The organism is Allobosea sp. (genome assembly GCF_035999205.1).
GTDB lineage: Bacteria > Pseudomonadota > Alphaproteobacteria > Rhizobiales > Beijerinckiaceae > Allobosea.
Window position 1 is genome coordinate 757,982 of the sequence record NZ_DASYHA010000026.1, and the last position, 14,160, is coordinate 772,141.

The 14,160-nt window shown below is 68.0% G+C and carries 11 protein-coding genes and 1 tRNA gene; 9 read left to right on the plus strand and 3 right to left on the minus strand.

All coding sequences use genetic code 11. The features are described 5' to 3' along the window. The first annotated feature begins 260 nt into the window (after nt 1-260). From VGN82_RS25600 to VGN82_RS25610, 3 genes are all read left to right on the plus strand, one after another. A complete protein-coding gene (locus VGN82_RS25600; protein ID WP_465247926.1) occupies nt 261-2,366 on the plus strand; it encodes a heavy metal translocating P-type ATPase in 2,106 nt (701 codons plus the stop codon). Between the two features lie 71 nt (nt 2,367-2,437). After that, a tRNA-Gly gene (locus VGN82_RS25605) sits at nt 2,438-2,511 on the plus strand. A gap of 226 nt (nt 2,512-2,737) precedes the next feature. After that, nucleotides 2,738-3,142, plus strand: a complete 405-nt coding sequence (locus tag VGN82_RS25610) for a hypothetical protein (RefSeq protein WP_327529885.1) — start codon at nt 2,738-2,740, stop codon at nt 3,140-3,142. Here VGN82_RS25610 and VGN82_RS25615 read toward each other — a convergent pair. The 3 genes from VGN82_RS25615 to VGN82_RS25625 are packed head-to-tail and all read right to left on the minus strand — an operon-like array spanning nt 3,139 to nt 6,768. Then, nucleotides 3,139-4,953 carry an SUMF1/EgtB/PvdO family nonheme iron enzyme gene (locus VGN82_RS25615; protein ID WP_327529886.1) on the minus strand — a complete coding sequence of 605 codons (1,815 nt, stop codon included), beginning with the start codon at nt 4,951-4,953 and terminating at the stop codon, nt 3,139-3,141. The two genes, VGN82_RS25610 and VGN82_RS25615, sit on opposite strands and share 4 nt — an antisense overlap. 49 nt (nt 4,954-5,002) lie before the next feature. Continuing rightward, the gene (locus tag VGN82_RS25620) at nt 5,003-5,488 is read right to left on the minus strand and encodes a DUF4399 domain-containing protein (RefSeq protein WP_327529887.1); all 486 of its coding nucleotides are present in this window, start codon (nt 5,486-5,488) and stop codon (nt 5,003-5,005) included. Further along, the gene (locus tag VGN82_RS25625; protein WP_327529888.1) at nt 5,485-6,768 is read right to left on the minus strand and encodes a DUF4399 domain-containing protein; all 1,284 of its coding nucleotides are present in this window, start codon (nt 6,766-6,768) and stop codon (nt 5,485-5,487) included. The genes VGN82_RS25620 and VGN82_RS25625 overlap by 4 nt, the downstream gene beginning before the upstream one ends. A gap of 176 nt (nt 6,769-6,944) precedes the next feature. Here VGN82_RS25625 and VGN82_RS25630 point away from each other — a divergent pair, with 176 nt between their 5' ends. From VGN82_RS25630 to VGN82_RS25655, 6 genes are all read left to right on the plus strand, one after another. Next, entirely contained in the window at nt 6,945-8,471 is a 1,527-nt protein-coding gene (locus VGN82_RS25630) for a caspase family protein (protein WP_327529889.1), read from the plus strand. Between the two features lie 155 nt (nt 8,472-8,626). After that, entirely contained in the window at nt 8,627-9,751 is a 1,125-nt protein-coding gene (locus VGN82_RS25635) for an OmpA family protein (protein ID WP_327529890.1), read from the plus strand. A 118-nt stretch (nt 9,752-9,869) separates the two neighbouring features. Beyond that, nucleotides 9,870-11,426: a class I SAM-dependent methyltransferase gene (locus VGN82_RS25640; protein ID WP_327529891.1), complete on the plus strand. Its 1,557-nt coding sequence runs from the start codon at nt 9,870-9,872 to the stop codon at nt 11,424-11,426. 111 nt (nt 11,427-11,537) lie between these two features. Continuing rightward, the gene (locus tag VGN82_RS25645) at nt 11,538-13,217 is read left to right on the plus strand and encodes a transglycosylase SLT domain-containing protein (protein WP_327529892.1); all 1,680 of its coding nucleotides are present in this window, start codon (nt 11,538-11,540) and stop codon (nt 13,215-13,217) included. 65 nt (nt 13,218-13,282) lie between these two features. After that, a complete protein-coding gene (locus VGN82_RS25650) occupies nt 13,283-13,564 on the plus strand; it encodes a hypothetical protein (protein ID WP_327529893.1) in 282 nt (93 codons plus the stop codon). 104 nt (nt 13,565-13,668) lie between these two features. Beyond that, nucleotides 13,669-14,157, plus strand: a complete 489-nt coding sequence (locus tag VGN82_RS25655) for a peptidoglycan-binding domain-containing protein (protein ID WP_327529894.1) — start codon at nt 13,669-13,671, stop codon at nt 14,155-14,157. Nucleotides 14,158-14,160: the final 3 nt, after the last annotated feature.

Genomic DNA, 14,160 nt, shown 5'->3' on the forward strand with positions numbered 1-14,160 from the left:
ACCGGTGACCCATGACCAAATCCGACGATCGCGGCGTCCATCACGACCACAGCCCGGGTTCATCCTGCTGCAGCGGGCATGATCACGCGCAGGTTCAGGCCGCCGGGCAACCTGCCGCGGCGGCCGTGGAAGCCCCTGGATCGTGCTGCGGTCATGATCACGGCCACAACCACGGCCATGGGAGGGCCCATGACCTTGCTGAGCCCGCCGCGGGATGGGCTTCGCTCGCGGCCGGCGCCCTGACCTGGCGCGTCGAGGGCATGGATTGCGGGAACTGCGCCAACACGATCCGCACTGCACTCGAGCGCCTGCCGGGGGTGTCGGACATCCAGATCTCGATCACGAAGGAGACGCTGGCCCTCGTGCTCGACGAGCGGCTGACCCCGCCTGCCGCGATCGAGGGCCGGATCGGGACGCTCGGCTACAAGCCCAGCCGTCTCGAGCCCGCGCCGGGCGGCGCGCCGCTGGCGAAACGCGAGGCGCCCGCCGCATGGTGGCGCCAGGTCAAGGGCCGTCTCGTGATCGTCTCGGGTGGGCTGGTCGTGCTGGCCTACCTGGCCTCCGTCGTCGCCCCCGGCTGGCATGAGCCGCTTTTCGTTGCCGCCAGCCTGATCGCGGCGGCGCCGGTGGCGCGCCGGGCCATCGCCTCGGCCCGCGCGGGAGCGCCATTCACGATCGAAATGCTGATGACGATCGCGGTTGTCGGCGCGCTGTTCATCGGCGCAGCCGAGGAGGCCGCCATCGTCGTATTCCTGTTCTGCGTCGGCGAGGTCCTGGAAAGCGTCGCGGCCAACAAGGCGCGTGCCGGCATCCGCGCGCTCGGCGATCTCGTGCCGCAGACCGCATTGCTCGAAGTCGATGGACGCCTCAGCGAGGTGCCGGCGGCCACGCTCGCCATCGGCCAGATCGTTCTGGTGCGGCCGGGCGACCGCATTCCGGCCGATGGTACGGTGATCGAGGGGCTGTCCAGCGTCGACGAAGCCTCGATCACCGGCGAATCCGTGCCGCGTGCCAAGGAACCGGGTTCCGAGGTCTTCGCTGGCACGATCAACCATGACGCCGCCTTGAAGATTCGTGTCGAGCGCGCCTCGCAGGACAACATCATCGCCCGCATCGTCGCGCTGGTCGAGGAGGCGCAGGACGCCAAGGCGCCGACGGAACGCTTCATCGACCGCTTCTCGCGGCTCTACATGCCGTTCATCGTCGGCCTCTCGGTGCTCGTCGCCGTCCTGCCGCCGCTGTTGGCGGGAGGCGACTGGAGCGAGTGGCTCTATCGCGGCCTGGCGCTGCTGCTGATCGGCTGTCCCTGTGCGCTGGTCATCTCGGTTCCGGCCGCCGTGGCCTCGAGCCTGGCCGCCGCCGCCCGCCGCGGCTTGCTGATCAAGGGCGGTGCCGTGATGGAAAGCCTCGCGGGAATCCAGGCTGTCGCTTTCGACAAGACCGGCACGCTGACGTTGGGCAAGCCGGCGGTGACCGATGTCGTGGCGCTGGTTGGCGGAGAAGGGGAGGTGCTTTCGCTGGCCGCAGCGATCGAACGGCACTCCAGCCATCCGCTGGCGGCAGCCATCGTCGCGCGCGCCGATGCCGACGGCCTCCTGGAAATCGAGGCTGAGGATGTCGCTGCAGTGCCCGGCAAGGGCATGGCCGGCACCATCGCGGATCGCGCCGTCTTCGTGGGCGCACCACGCCATGCAGCTGACTGGGCGCCACTGTCGGCCGACGCGACGGGCGCGATCACGCGGCTGGAGGGCGAGGGCAAGACCGTCGTGGTCGTCGTCGATGGCGCGCGAGCCGTCGGTATCGTGGCGCTCCTCGACGAGCCGCGCCCGGATTCGGCTGCCGCGATCGCGGCGCTGAAGGCACTCGACATCCGCCCGATCATGATGACCGGCGACAACCAGCGGGCGGGCGCGGCGATCGGCGTTGCGCTGGGCATCGAGACGAAGGCGGAGATGCTGCCCTCCGACAAGGCCCAGGCGATCAAGTCGATGGCCGCTTCAACGCGCATCGCGATGGTCGGCGACGGCATCAACGACGCGCCGGCGCTGGCCAGCGCCCATGTCGGCATCGCGATGGGCTCCGGCACGAGCGTCGCGCTCGAGGCGGCCGATGCGGCCCTCCTGCACAATCGTGTCGCGGATGTCGCCGCGCTGATCCGGCTGGCGCGGGCGACGATGGCGAATATTCGGCAGAACATCGCGATCGCGCTCGGGCTGAAGGGGCTGTTCCTCGTCACCACGGTGATCGGCGCGACGGGGCTCTGGGTCGCGATCCTCGCCGATACCGGCGGCACTGTTCTGGTCACCCTGAATGCCCTGCGGCTGCTCGGCTATTTCCGCGGCGACAAGGCGTCGCGCGGCGCGTGATGCACGAAACTCGGGGGCGTCTGCGCGCGACGGGTTGACTTCCGTCCGCCGCTGGGGAATTTCGGGGGAGCGCGGGTGTAGCTCAATGGTAGAGCAGCAGCCTTCCAAGCTGAATACCCGGGTTCGATTCCCGGTACCCGCTCCAATTTTTCCCTTTATCGGCAGTGGCATGACGGGGTGTCTTCTACCCCGTTCCAGCTTTCCCGACTGCAGATCAGGTGGGGATTCCCAACTCTTGTTCGACGCATGTGCCGCCGCGGCAGTCCGTGCGGCCGATTCGGCCGGAGGCGTCGACGCGCCGGACGATGCCGGCGCGGGTTGCCGGCGCCACTCGCAATGATAGGCTCCCCGGCGTCAGCAGGGAGAGCGGCATGAAGGTGGCCGGGGCGATCGCGATGCTGTTGCCGATCGGCATCGGCGGTGGCGTCGAGGCGCGGGAGTTGGCGGGCCGCTTCGGTTATCTCGGTGAATGGGATGTCGCTGCGGTGCTGTCCGAGGAGAAGGCCGGCGGAGCCTCGGCTGCGGAATTCGCGGGATCGCTGCTGATGAAGCACAATGCGGTCTGCGGGCCGGGCGAGACACCCGAGAAGGCCGGCCATATCCGCATGAGCGTGCGCGGCAAGCGCTATTCCGCGCAGATGTCGCTGGCCGGCTCGTCCTGCTCGTTCTCGGGCACGCTGTCCGAGACGGCGCATACCTTCGTGACATGCGGTGGCGAGGGGCAGATTCCGCTGCGGCTCTGGTTCAAGGAGCCGGGCTCGGCAGCTGCCCGCTAGGGTTCGCGGACCACCCTGAAACCGTTGGTGTAGAACCGCACATCGGCCTCGTACTTGAAGCGCGCGGCCGAGCGCAGATAGCGCGGGTCGTTGTTGAAGGAGCCGCCGCGCAGCACGCGCTCGCGGCAGCCGGGGGCGGTGAAGGCGCTGCCGTCGCGTGGCGTCGCGCGGTAGCTGTCGCTCCAGCAATCGGCGACCCATTCAGCCGCGTTGCCGGCCATGTCGTAGAGCCCGAAGCCGTTGGCCGGGTACTGGCCGACCTCGACCGCCTGCCGGCGCGTCGGATCGTTGCAGCCGACGCAGTTGGCTCGCTCCTTCACCATGGTGGCGCCCCAGGGATAGATCGTCGTGGTTGCGGCGCGCGCGGCATATTCCCATTCCGCCTCGCTCGGGAGCCGGTATCTGCGACCGGTCTTGGTCGAGAGCCAGGCGAGATAGGCGTTGGCGTCGTTCCAGTGCACATCGGTGACCGGGCGCTTGCCACGGCCGAGATTGCGATCGTTGGGCCGATGCGTGCAGCCACCCTGATCGACGCAGGCGTCCCACTCCTCGAAGGTGACCTCGCGCACGCCCATGTAGAAGCCGTTGCGGATCGCGACGGCGTGGACGGGCTTCTCGAACTCGTAGAGCTCGTTCGCCCCCATCTCGAATGTTCCGGGCGGGATCAGCGTCAGTTCCGGGCAGCCCTCGCAATCGCGCACGGTCCTCGCCGGGGAGGAGGCTGGCGACGAAGGCGCGGAGGCCGGCGGCCGAGCAGGCTCGCGTACCGACGCGACGGGGGCTGACGGCGCCGGCTGCGGTGCGGGCGCTGGCTGAGGTGCGGCGACGGCAGGCTGCCTGGCCGCATATTGCTGTTCGCGCGTCTTGGCCAGCCCGGCGAAGCGGCCATTGGGATAGGCGTTGAGATAGGCGCGGTACTCGGCCGGATTCTCGCTCGAGCGGATCGATTCCCAGAAGGCGAGCTCATAGGCATCCTGCCGCGCGGCCGGCGATTCCATCGGCGGCAGCGGGATGACCGCCCGGCTTGTCTGGGCGATCTGGGCCGGGCGCGCGATCGGCGTGACGACCAAGCCGGCCGGCGGCTCCGAAGAGATCCAGACCTGCTGGCCGCGCCGCGTCACACGTGCCACCGCCTCGCGAGTCCGCGTCAGGGCGGCCGTCATATCGAGCCCGGGCGTGCGGATCGCCTTGACCCATTCGTCGACTGCCGGGTTGCCGCGGGCGCCGGCATCGGTGGCCGTGCGGCCGGGCGCGGCGGTGAACATCACGCTGACAGCGTCCATGCGCTCGATCGCGACCAGACCCTTGGACTGGCCGGCGAGCTCAGCTTCCCAGGGATTGTCGCGGCTGGCATCGATCACGACGAGCGCGCTCGCCGGCCTCGCCACGATGAGCGCGTCGAGCAGCATGTCGAGATCGACGGCCGCCTGGGAGATCTCCGAGGCGGAGCGCAGGCGCGGATCGACGGGCACGAGGAAGTTGCGGCCGCGCAACTGCACGGCATGGCCGGAATAGAACACGATCGCATGGGCGCCGTGCCTGAGCTTGCCGGCGAAGGTCGCGATCGCATCCTGCAGGCCGGGGCCATTGGCATCCTCGGCGACGACGACGTCGAACTCGCCCTCGCGCAGCGCTGCGGCCACGGCGCGGGCGTCGGATGCAGCATCGGCCACCGGAGCCAGTGGATAGGCGGTATTGCCGATGACCAGCGCGACACGGTCCGGCCGGGCGGCGCCATCCTGCGAGAGGCCGGGGGCAACGACCAGCAGCAGGGTGCAGAGGGCGAGCGACAGATGGCGCAACCAGGACATGACGCTCTTCATTCCGCTCGGGAAGCTCCTCGCTCGAATCGTCATCACTTCAACGAACATAGACAGTGATCTTGCGCGACATCACCGGGGGATCATGCGGGACGTGGTTATGGTCCCCCAGCAGAAGCTGCAGGGTATGCTTGCCCTTTGGCAGGGTGACGACCACCTCGGTCTGGCCGTTGCCGAGATGCACATTGTTGTAGTCCGCCGGGATCGGCTGGTCGGGCGGGCCGGGATCGGTGTCGATCAGCAGGTGGTGATGGCCGGTGTTCGACCATTGGGTTCCTGCCGGCGCGACGCCCATCTCCTTCAGCCCCATGCGAACCGTGAAGCGCTCGGGCACGCGCAATCCGTCCAGCGGGTAGTGGAAATAGACCTGAGCGCCCTTGGGAGCGGGCTGGCGCGGCGCGGCTTGGGCCCAGGCCGTGCCGGACAGAGGCAACAGGGCAATCAGCGCCAATCCCGCGACGCTGCGATGGGCCGGTCTCGCAACGCGGTCACGCATCCGGTGAGGCAGGGAGTGATGCAGGTTCATCGACGCCTCACCGGTCGCTTGCCGCCCGGCGCCACCAGCACAGTGATGCGCTCGGACATGATCGGTGGATCATGCGGCACGTGGTTCTCGTCGGCGAGGATGAGCTGAAGCGTGTGCTCGCCCATCGGCAGCGTGATCTTGCGCTCGGTCTGGCCGCCGCCGAGATGGATATGGTTGAGGTCGGCCGGGATTGCCTGGTCGAGCGGCGGCGTCGGCGCGTCGATGATGAGGTGATGGTGGCCGGTGTTCGCCTTGGCGACGCCGGCCGGTGCCACGCCCATGTTGCGCAGGCCGAAGCGGATGGTCGTGTTCGGGAAGATCGCATCGCCGTCGCGCGGATAGACGAAGTAGACGACCGCGTCATTGGGCGCGGGTGTCAGCGCCGGCTTGCCAGTCGCCGGGCCGGCGGGGGAGGCGGGCTGGACGGCGGAGGCGACCTGCTGGCCCTCGACCACCCGCACCTTGATGCGCGGCGACATCAGTGGCGGATCATGCGGGACATGGTCGTGGTCGCCCATCAGCAACTGCAGCGTGTGCTCGCCGGGCGGCAGCGTCAGCTCGGCCTCCGTCTGCGCGCGGCCGAAATGCAGATGGTTGAAGTCGCTGGGAATCTCGCGGTCGAGCGGCGGCAGCTCTGTATCGACGAGAAGATGGTGGTGACCGCCGTTCGCGCTCTTCGTCCCGGCCGGGGTCAGGGATACGCCCTCGGCGCCGAAGCGGATCCGCGAACGGGTCGGGATCGTCGCACCATCGGCCAGATCGACGAAGAACACCCGGGCGCCCGGCGCCGCGACCGAGCGCGGTTTCTCGTCGGCCTCGGCCGTCACCTCGATGGTGATTTTCTCCGACGTGACCGGCGGGTTGTGCGGGACATGGTCATGATCGGCAAAGAGGAGCTGGAGCGTGTGCTTGCCCGGGGTCAGCGCGATCTCGGCCTCGGTCTGGCCGCCGCCGAAGTGGATATGGTTGAAGTCGCTCGGAATCGGCTGGTCGAGCGGGGGCAACTCCGTGTCGATCAGGAGATGGTGATGGCCGGCATTGCGCTGCGGCGGGCCGGCCGGGGCGACATCCATTCCGGTCAGGGCGAAGCGGACCGTCAGCTTGCCGGGAACGCGGGCATTGTTCGCCAGGTCGATGAAGCCAAGCCGGGCATTGGCTGGCGCGGGGCTGCGCGGCCGCGCCCTTTCCTGGGCGAAGGCAGGCTCGGGCAGGGCCGTGGCGAGCGCTCCGAAACCCCATGCTAGGACGGCCGGCACGAGGCAGAGCCGAACCCTTCGCATCGGCTTGTCCCTTTCACGCATTCCAGTCTTGCGAAAAGCTATCAGTGCGGTGTCGCAGGGGCAAGTCGAATAGCCCGGATCTCGACAACTTGAACGATGCCAGTCACGCGCGGAACAGCTTGCGCGGACTGGATTTTTGCAAGGTGTTGCGCTAGCTTCACCTAAGGAAGGACTTCATGAGCCTCGTCGCCAGATTCTGTGTGCTGATCGGTCTCGCGATGCAGCTGCTGGCGGTGCCGGCGGCAGCAACCGAACGTCGTGTGGCGCTCGTGATCGGCAATTCCGGCTACAGCAACGCCCCCGTCTTGCCCAACACCGTCAACGACGCCCGCGACATGGCCGCAGCGCTGCGCAAGGTCGGGTTCGAGGTGGTCGACGGCGTCAATCTCGACAAGCGCGGCATGGACCAGGCGGTGACGCGCTTCGCGCGCCTGGCGCAGGATGCCGATGCTGTGATGTTCTACTATGCCGGCCACGGTTTTCAGTTCAACGGCGAGAACTATCTCGTGCCGGTCGAGGCGCGGGTCGAGGATGAGGTCAGCGTCCAGTACGAGACGACGCGGCTCAACGACGTCATGACCGCCCTGAACTTCTCCAAGGGCGTCAAGATCATGGTGCTCGACGCCTGCCGCAACAATCCGTTCGTCAGCCAGCTGGCCAAGCGGCAGGCGACGCGCAGCTTCTCCGTCGGCAACGGCCTCGCCCCGGTTGCCCGGGCGCAGGGCATGGTGATCGCCTATGCCACGCAGGCGAACGACGTCGCGGCCGACGGAATCGGCCGCAACAGTCCTTTCACCGCCGCGCTCGTGCGCGAGATCGAGCAGCCCGGCCTCGAGGTCGCGACGATGTTCCGGCGTGTCCAGAAGAGCGTCTATGACGCGACGAACGGTCGGCAGACGCCGGAACTGTCGCTGTCGCTGTTGGGCGACTTCTATCTCAACCGGGAAGAGACCGACAGCGACGTCTGGCGCCGCATCCGGGCGAGCGACGACCCGGCGGCGTTCAACGCCTTCATCCAGCGCTATCCGACGAGCTTCTTCACGATCGATGCGCGCACGCGGCTCGACCTGATCGAGCGCCGTGCCGCGGAGACGCAGGAGCGGGATCTGCTGGCGCGCGAATTCGCCGAGCGCGAGCGGGCCCTGCTGGAGCGGGTCGAGCGCGCCGAGAAGGTCCGCCAGCAGGCGGCGACCGATCTCGCAAAGCGCCAGAACGAGGCGGCGCCGGCCGCTGCCGTCGCCCAACCAAATGCGCCGACGCGACCGCAGGTGCCGGCCGCAGGGACGCTCAGGCCGGCGCCAGTTCCTGTCCAGGAGAGGGCCGAGCGCGAGCGGCTGGCCGAGGAGGTCGCGCGGCGCGAGCGCGAACTCGCCTCGCTCGAAACCGAGAAACGGCGTTTGGCCGATGAACGCCTGATGCTCGAACAGGCGATGGCGGCGCGGATGGGTACGCTGACCATGTCCGCGCCGGTCCAGCCCAGCCTCTCGCTGAATGCCCCGCCACCGCCGACCGAGCGTTCCCTGAACGAAAGGCCGACTGCGGAGGCGGCCGCGCCCGCTCCCGTCGTCGCCCCCCGGCCGCAGACGGTTCGGACGCAGAATCCGCGCGCGCCGAGCGCCGCGATGTGCAGCGAGATTTTGCTGCGCGCGCAGCTCGGCGAACTGACGCCCCAGGCGAAGGAGCAGTTGCAGCTGTGCCGCTGATCGCCCGATCGCCATGTCCTTCCGACGTCGGAGCGTCGCATCCGGCCCCCCGGCCCGCTGACATGACTGGCAGATAACCCATGTGGTCGATGTTTCGCCTTTGCCGTGACGCTCGCCGGCTTCGCCTTCTGCGAATCCTGACCGCATCGGCTGCGATGGTCGGCTGCTTTGCGGCTCAGGCGCAGCCGGCGCCGCCGACGCCAGTGCCCTATCCGGAGGCGCTGCAACGGGCGGCGAACGACCTCTTTGGCAAGGCCAATCTCGCTGCGGATCGCGTCGAACTGGTGATAGACCCGCTGATCGACGCGTCCTCGGGCGCACAGTCGGCCGGTACGCGCGCGATGCAGCAGACGCTGATCGAGATCGTCCGGAAATCCTATCCGCGCTTCGTCGTGCAGCCCTTCAGCTCGGAGGTTTTGGCCCGCGACCCCGTGGTGCTGGTCGGCACGCTGACGGCGATCAACAACCAGGGTGGCGAGGGGCCCCGCGACGCCTTCCGGATCTGCCTGACGCTGGCGGACCTGAAATCGCGCACGGTGGTGTCCAAAGGGGTCGCGCGTTCGACGCTCGACAATGTCGATGTCACGCCGACGCAGTACTATCGCGACGCACCGGTCTGGGCGAAGGATCAGGCTACCGATGCCTATGTGAAGACCTGCCAGGGCACGCCGCTTGGCGGCGGGCTCGATCCGGCCTATGTCGACCGCCTGACCGCCAACGCCCTCATCAATGACGGTATCGCCGAGTACGAGGCGCAGCGCTTCCGCGAGGCGCTGGCCTTCTACCGCACGGCGCGGCGGCTGCCGGGCGGCGACCAGCATCGTGTCCGGGTCGGCACCTATCTCGCCAGCGCCAAGCTCGGGCGGCGCGATGATTCCGTTGAGGCTTTCGGCGATCTGGTGGATTACGGGCTGAGCACCGACCAGTTGATGGTGAAGCTCTTGTTCCGGCCGGGCACGACCCAGTTCGTCGATAACCCGCAGACGACAGAACCCTATCCGATGTGGCTGAGCCAGATCGCGACGCGCGCCAAGCAGAAGGGGGCTTGCCTCGAGATCGTCGGCCACACCTCGCGTACCGGCATGCCCAACCTCAACGAGCGGCTGTCCGTTTCGCGGGCGCAGTTCATCATGGACCTGCTGCTGACCGGCATGCCGGACGGCCGCAACCGGATGATTGCGACCGGCCGCGGCTTCAAGGAGAACATCGTCGGCACCGGCAAGGACGACGCCAGCGACGCACTCGATCGCCGGGTGGAGTTCAAGGTGATCGGCTGCTGAGCCTGGGCATGACTCCGGCGCTTTTCAGCGCACTCCTTCGAATGGATGAGGCGCGACGCCCGCCGGCGGGCTCCCATGCAGCCGAGCCCATTCAGGGACGACGAGGCACGCGACGCGGATGAACGACACGGCCATCAATCCTTACGACGCCGTCGCCTATCCCGGGCATTCCTTCGCCCAGACCCACCCGGCCCGGCTTGCGACGATCGCGCATTTCCACGGCATGGAAGCGGCTGGGCCGGAGGCGATGCGCGTTCTCGAACTGGGCTGTGGTCGCGGCGGCAATCTGATCCCGATGGCGGCGCAGTATCCGGGCAGCCGGTTCGTCGGTATCGATCTCAGCGGAAGCGCGATCGAGCACGCCCGGTCCGCCAGTGCCGAGCTCGGGCTCGGCAACCTCGAGTTCCACCATCGCGACATCATGGATGTCGGTTCGGAACTCGGCCGGTTCGACTACATCCTGGTTCATGGCGTCTATTCCTGGGTGCCGGATGTGGTGCGCGAGAAGATCATCGCGCTCTTCGACAAACTGCTTTCGCCACAAGGCATTGCCTATGTCAGCTACAATGCACTGCCGGGCTGCCGGATGCGCGATCTCGCACGCGACGTCATGCTGTATGCGACGCGCGACATCTCCGGCCCGGAGGAGCGTGTCCGCGTGGCCCGCGCCTCGCTCAAGGCCTTCGCCGAGGCGAGCGACCCACAGACCTTCCACGGCGCGGCGCTCAGGCAGCGGCTCGAGCAGCTCAACGACACGCCCGACAACGTCCTCTACCATGACGACCTGAATCCGGGAGCGCGCGCCTTCGCCCTCCACGAGGTACTGGGCGCAGCCGAGCGGCACGGACTGCAATTCCTCGCCGAGGCATCCTTTCCCAACATGTACGGCGCTGCGAAGGGGCCGGCCCAGGCCATGCTGGCCGGCATCCCGGTCGAGGAGGCGGTGTTGCGCGAGCAGACGCTCGATCTGCTGATCGGCCGCGCTTTCCGCGAGACCTTGCTCTGCCGGCAGGGCATTCCGCTGCGCCGTGGCATCAAGTCCGGCGCGCTGAAGCCCTATTACGTCGCGGCCCATGTCCGGCTGGTCGAGCCGGCGGACGGAGAGGAGTGCAAGCCGGGCGTCGACCGCTTCGACTTCGGCGAGGGGGTGCGGCTGTCCGTCGATCTGCATCTGTGCAAGGCCGCGTTGCGCCGGCTCGGCGAGATCTGGCCTGCGAGCGTCGCCTTCGACGAACTCGTCGCGCTGGCGGTGGCGGATGTCGGCGATGAGCTCGGTCCTGATCTCGACGCGCAGGTCGCAAGGCTGGACGAGGCCCTACTGGCGATCTTCAGGTCGGGCCTGCTCGACGTCAAGCTCGCGCCGCCGCCGCTGACGACCGTCATCGCCGAGCGTCCGCTGGCGAGCGAAGTGGCGCGCTGGCAGGCGACGACGACAGGCGAGGTGACCGACCTGCGCCATCGCATGGTGAGGCTCGATGGCGTCATCGTGCGCAAATTCGTCTGCCTGCTGGACGGCTCTCGCACGCGCGAGCGCCTGTTGAGCGATCTGAACGCCTTTCTCCACGAGGCACATGGCTCGGGCGCGGATGTCGACGACCTGCCCCGGCGCGCCACGGCCGAGGAGATTGCTGTTCATCTCAAGGACGTAGCGAGGCTGGGCCTGCTCCATGGCTGACGGGTAGGAGGCGACATTGTCCCGGCGACGCCACGCGCGTATCCTGAGGCTTCGGCAGGCGAGGCCGCCGATGCTCCGCGCGCGTGAGGCCGGCCGGGTCGAGGCTGGCCGATGAGCGAACGCTTCAAGCAGTTCCAGGCCGTATTTCCCGAAGAGGCCTGCCTCGACGCGCTGATGCGCGCGCGCCATGGCGGCAGCAGCTTGACCTGCCCGGCCTGCGGGCGTCCGGCGACGTTCGAGCCGCGGCCGAAGCTGCGCGCCTTCGCCTGCAATCACTGCAACTACATGATCCAGCCCGGCGCCGGCACGGTGCTCGACAACCGCCGCACGCCGCTCCAGCTTTGGTTCTTCGCCCTCAAGATCATCGCGGAACAGGGCAGCAAGGCGGCTCCCGGCCTGATCGAGCGGGAGGCGAAGGTGCCGGCGATCACCGCGCGCCGGCTGGTCGACGAACTCGTGGCGCTCGAAGCCGAGGGAAATGGCTGGTTCGAGGCGGTGCATCGCCGCGTCGCCGGGGACAGGGGAGCGCCCGCAGCGGCAACGGCCGCCAAGGTCTCCAGGGTTGCAGAACCCCCCGGGCAGGCGAGGGCGACCAAAGCGAGGTCGGATAGCATTGAGGCGGCCGTTGGAAAGCCTGTGCCGCCAGCGTTCGGGGCAGCGCCGACGGCGCGCGGCGGGATGTCCGGGCGGATGATGATGGTCGGCGTCGTGGCGGGTATCGGCTGCATCGCGGCTGCGGTCCTCGGAATTGCACTGGCCAAGCTCAGGCAGGAGGAGACGCCGCCGGATCCGGAGATGGTCGCGATCCTGGCTGCGCCGGCCTTGCAGGCGGCTGCACGGCCGTCGCTGATCCTCTCTTCGGTCGAGAGCGATCTGGAAGCGGCGCGGCAGGCGACGGAGTTCGCCATCAACAGCGATCCCACCCTGGCGGAGATCAAGGAGCAGGTGTCGGTTCCGCAAGAGGTGCCGGTGGTCGCCCTAGCGCTGCCGCCATCCAATATCCTGCTGGTGCCGCCAAAGCTGTCTCCTGGGCAAGCGGGGCCGGGACCTCGCTCGCAGATACCGAAGGCACCGATCACCAGCGGCGGTGACCCGGAGCAGCTCCTGACCTTCGGCCCGATCCGCATTCGCCGGCACCTCGTCGAGACGATCGTGCGGGCCGGCAAGGTCGTCGGCGCCGACCCGACGCTCCTGATGGCGGTCGCGGACAAGGAATCCTCATTCTCGACCTCGGTCCAGGCCAAGACCTCCTCGGCGACGGGGCTCTACCAGTTCATCGAGCAGACCTGGCTCGGGGTCGTCAGCGAATTCGGCGCCAGGCACGGGCTCGCGGCCGAGACGAAGCTGATCGGGAAGAACGGCAAGCAGTTCTTCGTCTCGGACGCCGCCGAGCGCCAGCGCATCCTCGACCTCAGGCGCGAGCCCTATCTCTCGGCGCTGCTAGCCGGCGAGATGCTGAAGCGCGACACGCTTCGTCTGGAGAAGGCGATGGGGCGCCATCTCACCGGCGGCGAGATCTACCTGATCCATTTCCTTGGGCCGGATGCCGCCCAGACTTTCATCGAGACGATGGAGGAGAAGCCGGACATCAAGGCGGCCGACCTGCTGCCGCGTCCCGCCCAGGCCAACCGGCCGATCTTCTATGCCGAGGCAGGCGGCGAGACCAAGACGCTCTCGGTCTCCGAGGTCCACCGGAAGTTCAACGAGATGATCAAGGTCCGGCTCGACCGCTACAGCGCCGTCAGGCCGGGCGGGGCGCAAGCCGGCAATCGTCCGCCGGCGAAGAAATGACCGACGACTTTTCGAGACCTGCCGGTGTTGCCGGCAGTGCAGCACCTGAAAGGAAGACCAGGATCATGGCCGTAAACCGTTTCGAGCAGGTCGACGAACCGCAAGCCGATGCGATCACCCTCAGCCTGAGCGCGCGCGACGGCGAGACCTTCGGCCGCATCGCCTGCCCGGCGGAGTTGGCCGGGGGGCATCTCGTCAATGATTTCGTCAGCGACGAGATGGAGCCGAAGGAGGCCTTCCGTTCGGCCATCGGGCTCGCCAACGAGATCAAGGCGCCGATCGTGGTGGAGGATTCGCAGGGTCTCTGGCAGGACGAGTGGGGTGTGCTCTACCGCGAAGACGACTGAGCGGCGGATGTGGCGCCTGTCCCCCAGGGGACAGCGCGCCTGCGGGCGCGCCTCTAGTGATGGTGGTGACGGCACGAGCCGTCGCCGGATCACCCGAGGGCGCCATGGTCAAGATCGTCGAAATCGACAATAGCGGATACCAGCACAGGCTGAGCGTCGGCATGGGCGTCGGGCCCGGCCGGGCGAACAACCGCGACGACGTCACGCTGGTCCAGCATCTTCTCAATCTCTGGCTGCAGCATCCGTCGAATGTGACCTTCCGCAAGGGCAAGGGCACCGCTGCCCGGCCCCTGGCGACGGACGGCATCATCGGCCCCAAGACGAAGGCGCAGATCCTGATGTTCCAGCGCGCGATGAAGGCGCGCGGAACCGCCTGCACATGCGACGGCTGCATCGACAAGATGCCGAACTACACGAACAGCTACAACGGCAAGCTCTATACGATCTATTTGCTCGACGAGGAGGTCTACAGGCTGCACGACCTCAGCGTTGTGGACATGCGCAACTTTCCGGACTTTCCGAAGGCGCTGCTCAGCGTCGTGAATGCTGAAATGGCCCGGGTTTTCCCAGAGTTCTTCAGCCCGGCCGCCTGAATT

Excerpts from the sequence above, each read along its gene's own strand:
- VGN82_RS25655 (WP_327529894.1), top strand. The coding sequence starts at position 13,669 with ATGGTCAAGATCGTCGAAATCGACAATAGCGGATACCAGCACAGGCTG.
- VGN82_RS25620 (WP_327529887.1), bottom strand. The coding sequence starts at position 5,488 with ATGAACCTGCATCACTCCCTGCCTCACCGGATGCGTGACCGCGTTGCG.
- VGN82_RS25635 (WP_327529890.1), top strand. The coding sequence starts at position 8,627 with ATGGTCGGCTGCTTTGCGGCTCAGGCGCAGCCGGCGCCGCCGACGCCA.
- VGN82_RS25600 (WP_465247926.1), top strand. The coding sequence starts at position 261 with ATGGATTGCGGGAACTGCGCCAACACGATCCGCACTGCACTCGAGCGC.
- VGN82_RS25645 (WP_327529892.1), top strand. The coding sequence starts at position 11,538 with ATGAGCGAACGCTTCAAGCAGTTCCAGGCCGTATTTCCCGAAGAGGCC.
- VGN82_RS25615 (WP_327529886.1), bottom strand. The coding sequence starts at position 4,953 with ATGTCCTGGTTGCGCCATCTGTCGCTCGCCCTCTGCACCCTGCTGCTG.
- VGN82_RS25640 (WP_327529891.1), top strand. The coding sequence starts at position 9,870 with ATGAACGACACGGCCATCAATCCTTACGACGCCGTCGCCTATCCCGGG.
- VGN82_RS25630 (WP_327529889.1), top strand. The coding sequence starts at position 6,945 with ATGAGCCTCGTCGCCAGATTCTGTGTGCTGATCGGTCTCGCGATGCAG.
- VGN82_RS25625 (WP_327529888.1), bottom strand. The coding sequence starts at position 6,768 with ATGCGAAGGGTTCGGCTCTGCCTCGTGCCGGCCGTCCTAGCATGGGGT.
- VGN82_RS25650 (WP_327529893.1), top strand. The coding sequence starts at position 13,283 with ATGGCCGTAAACCGTTTCGAGCAGGTCGACGAACCGCAAGCCGATGCG.
- VGN82_RS25610 (WP_327529885.1), top strand. The coding sequence starts at position 2,738 with ATGAAGGTGGCCGGGGCGATCGCGATGCTGTTGCCGATCGGCATCGGC.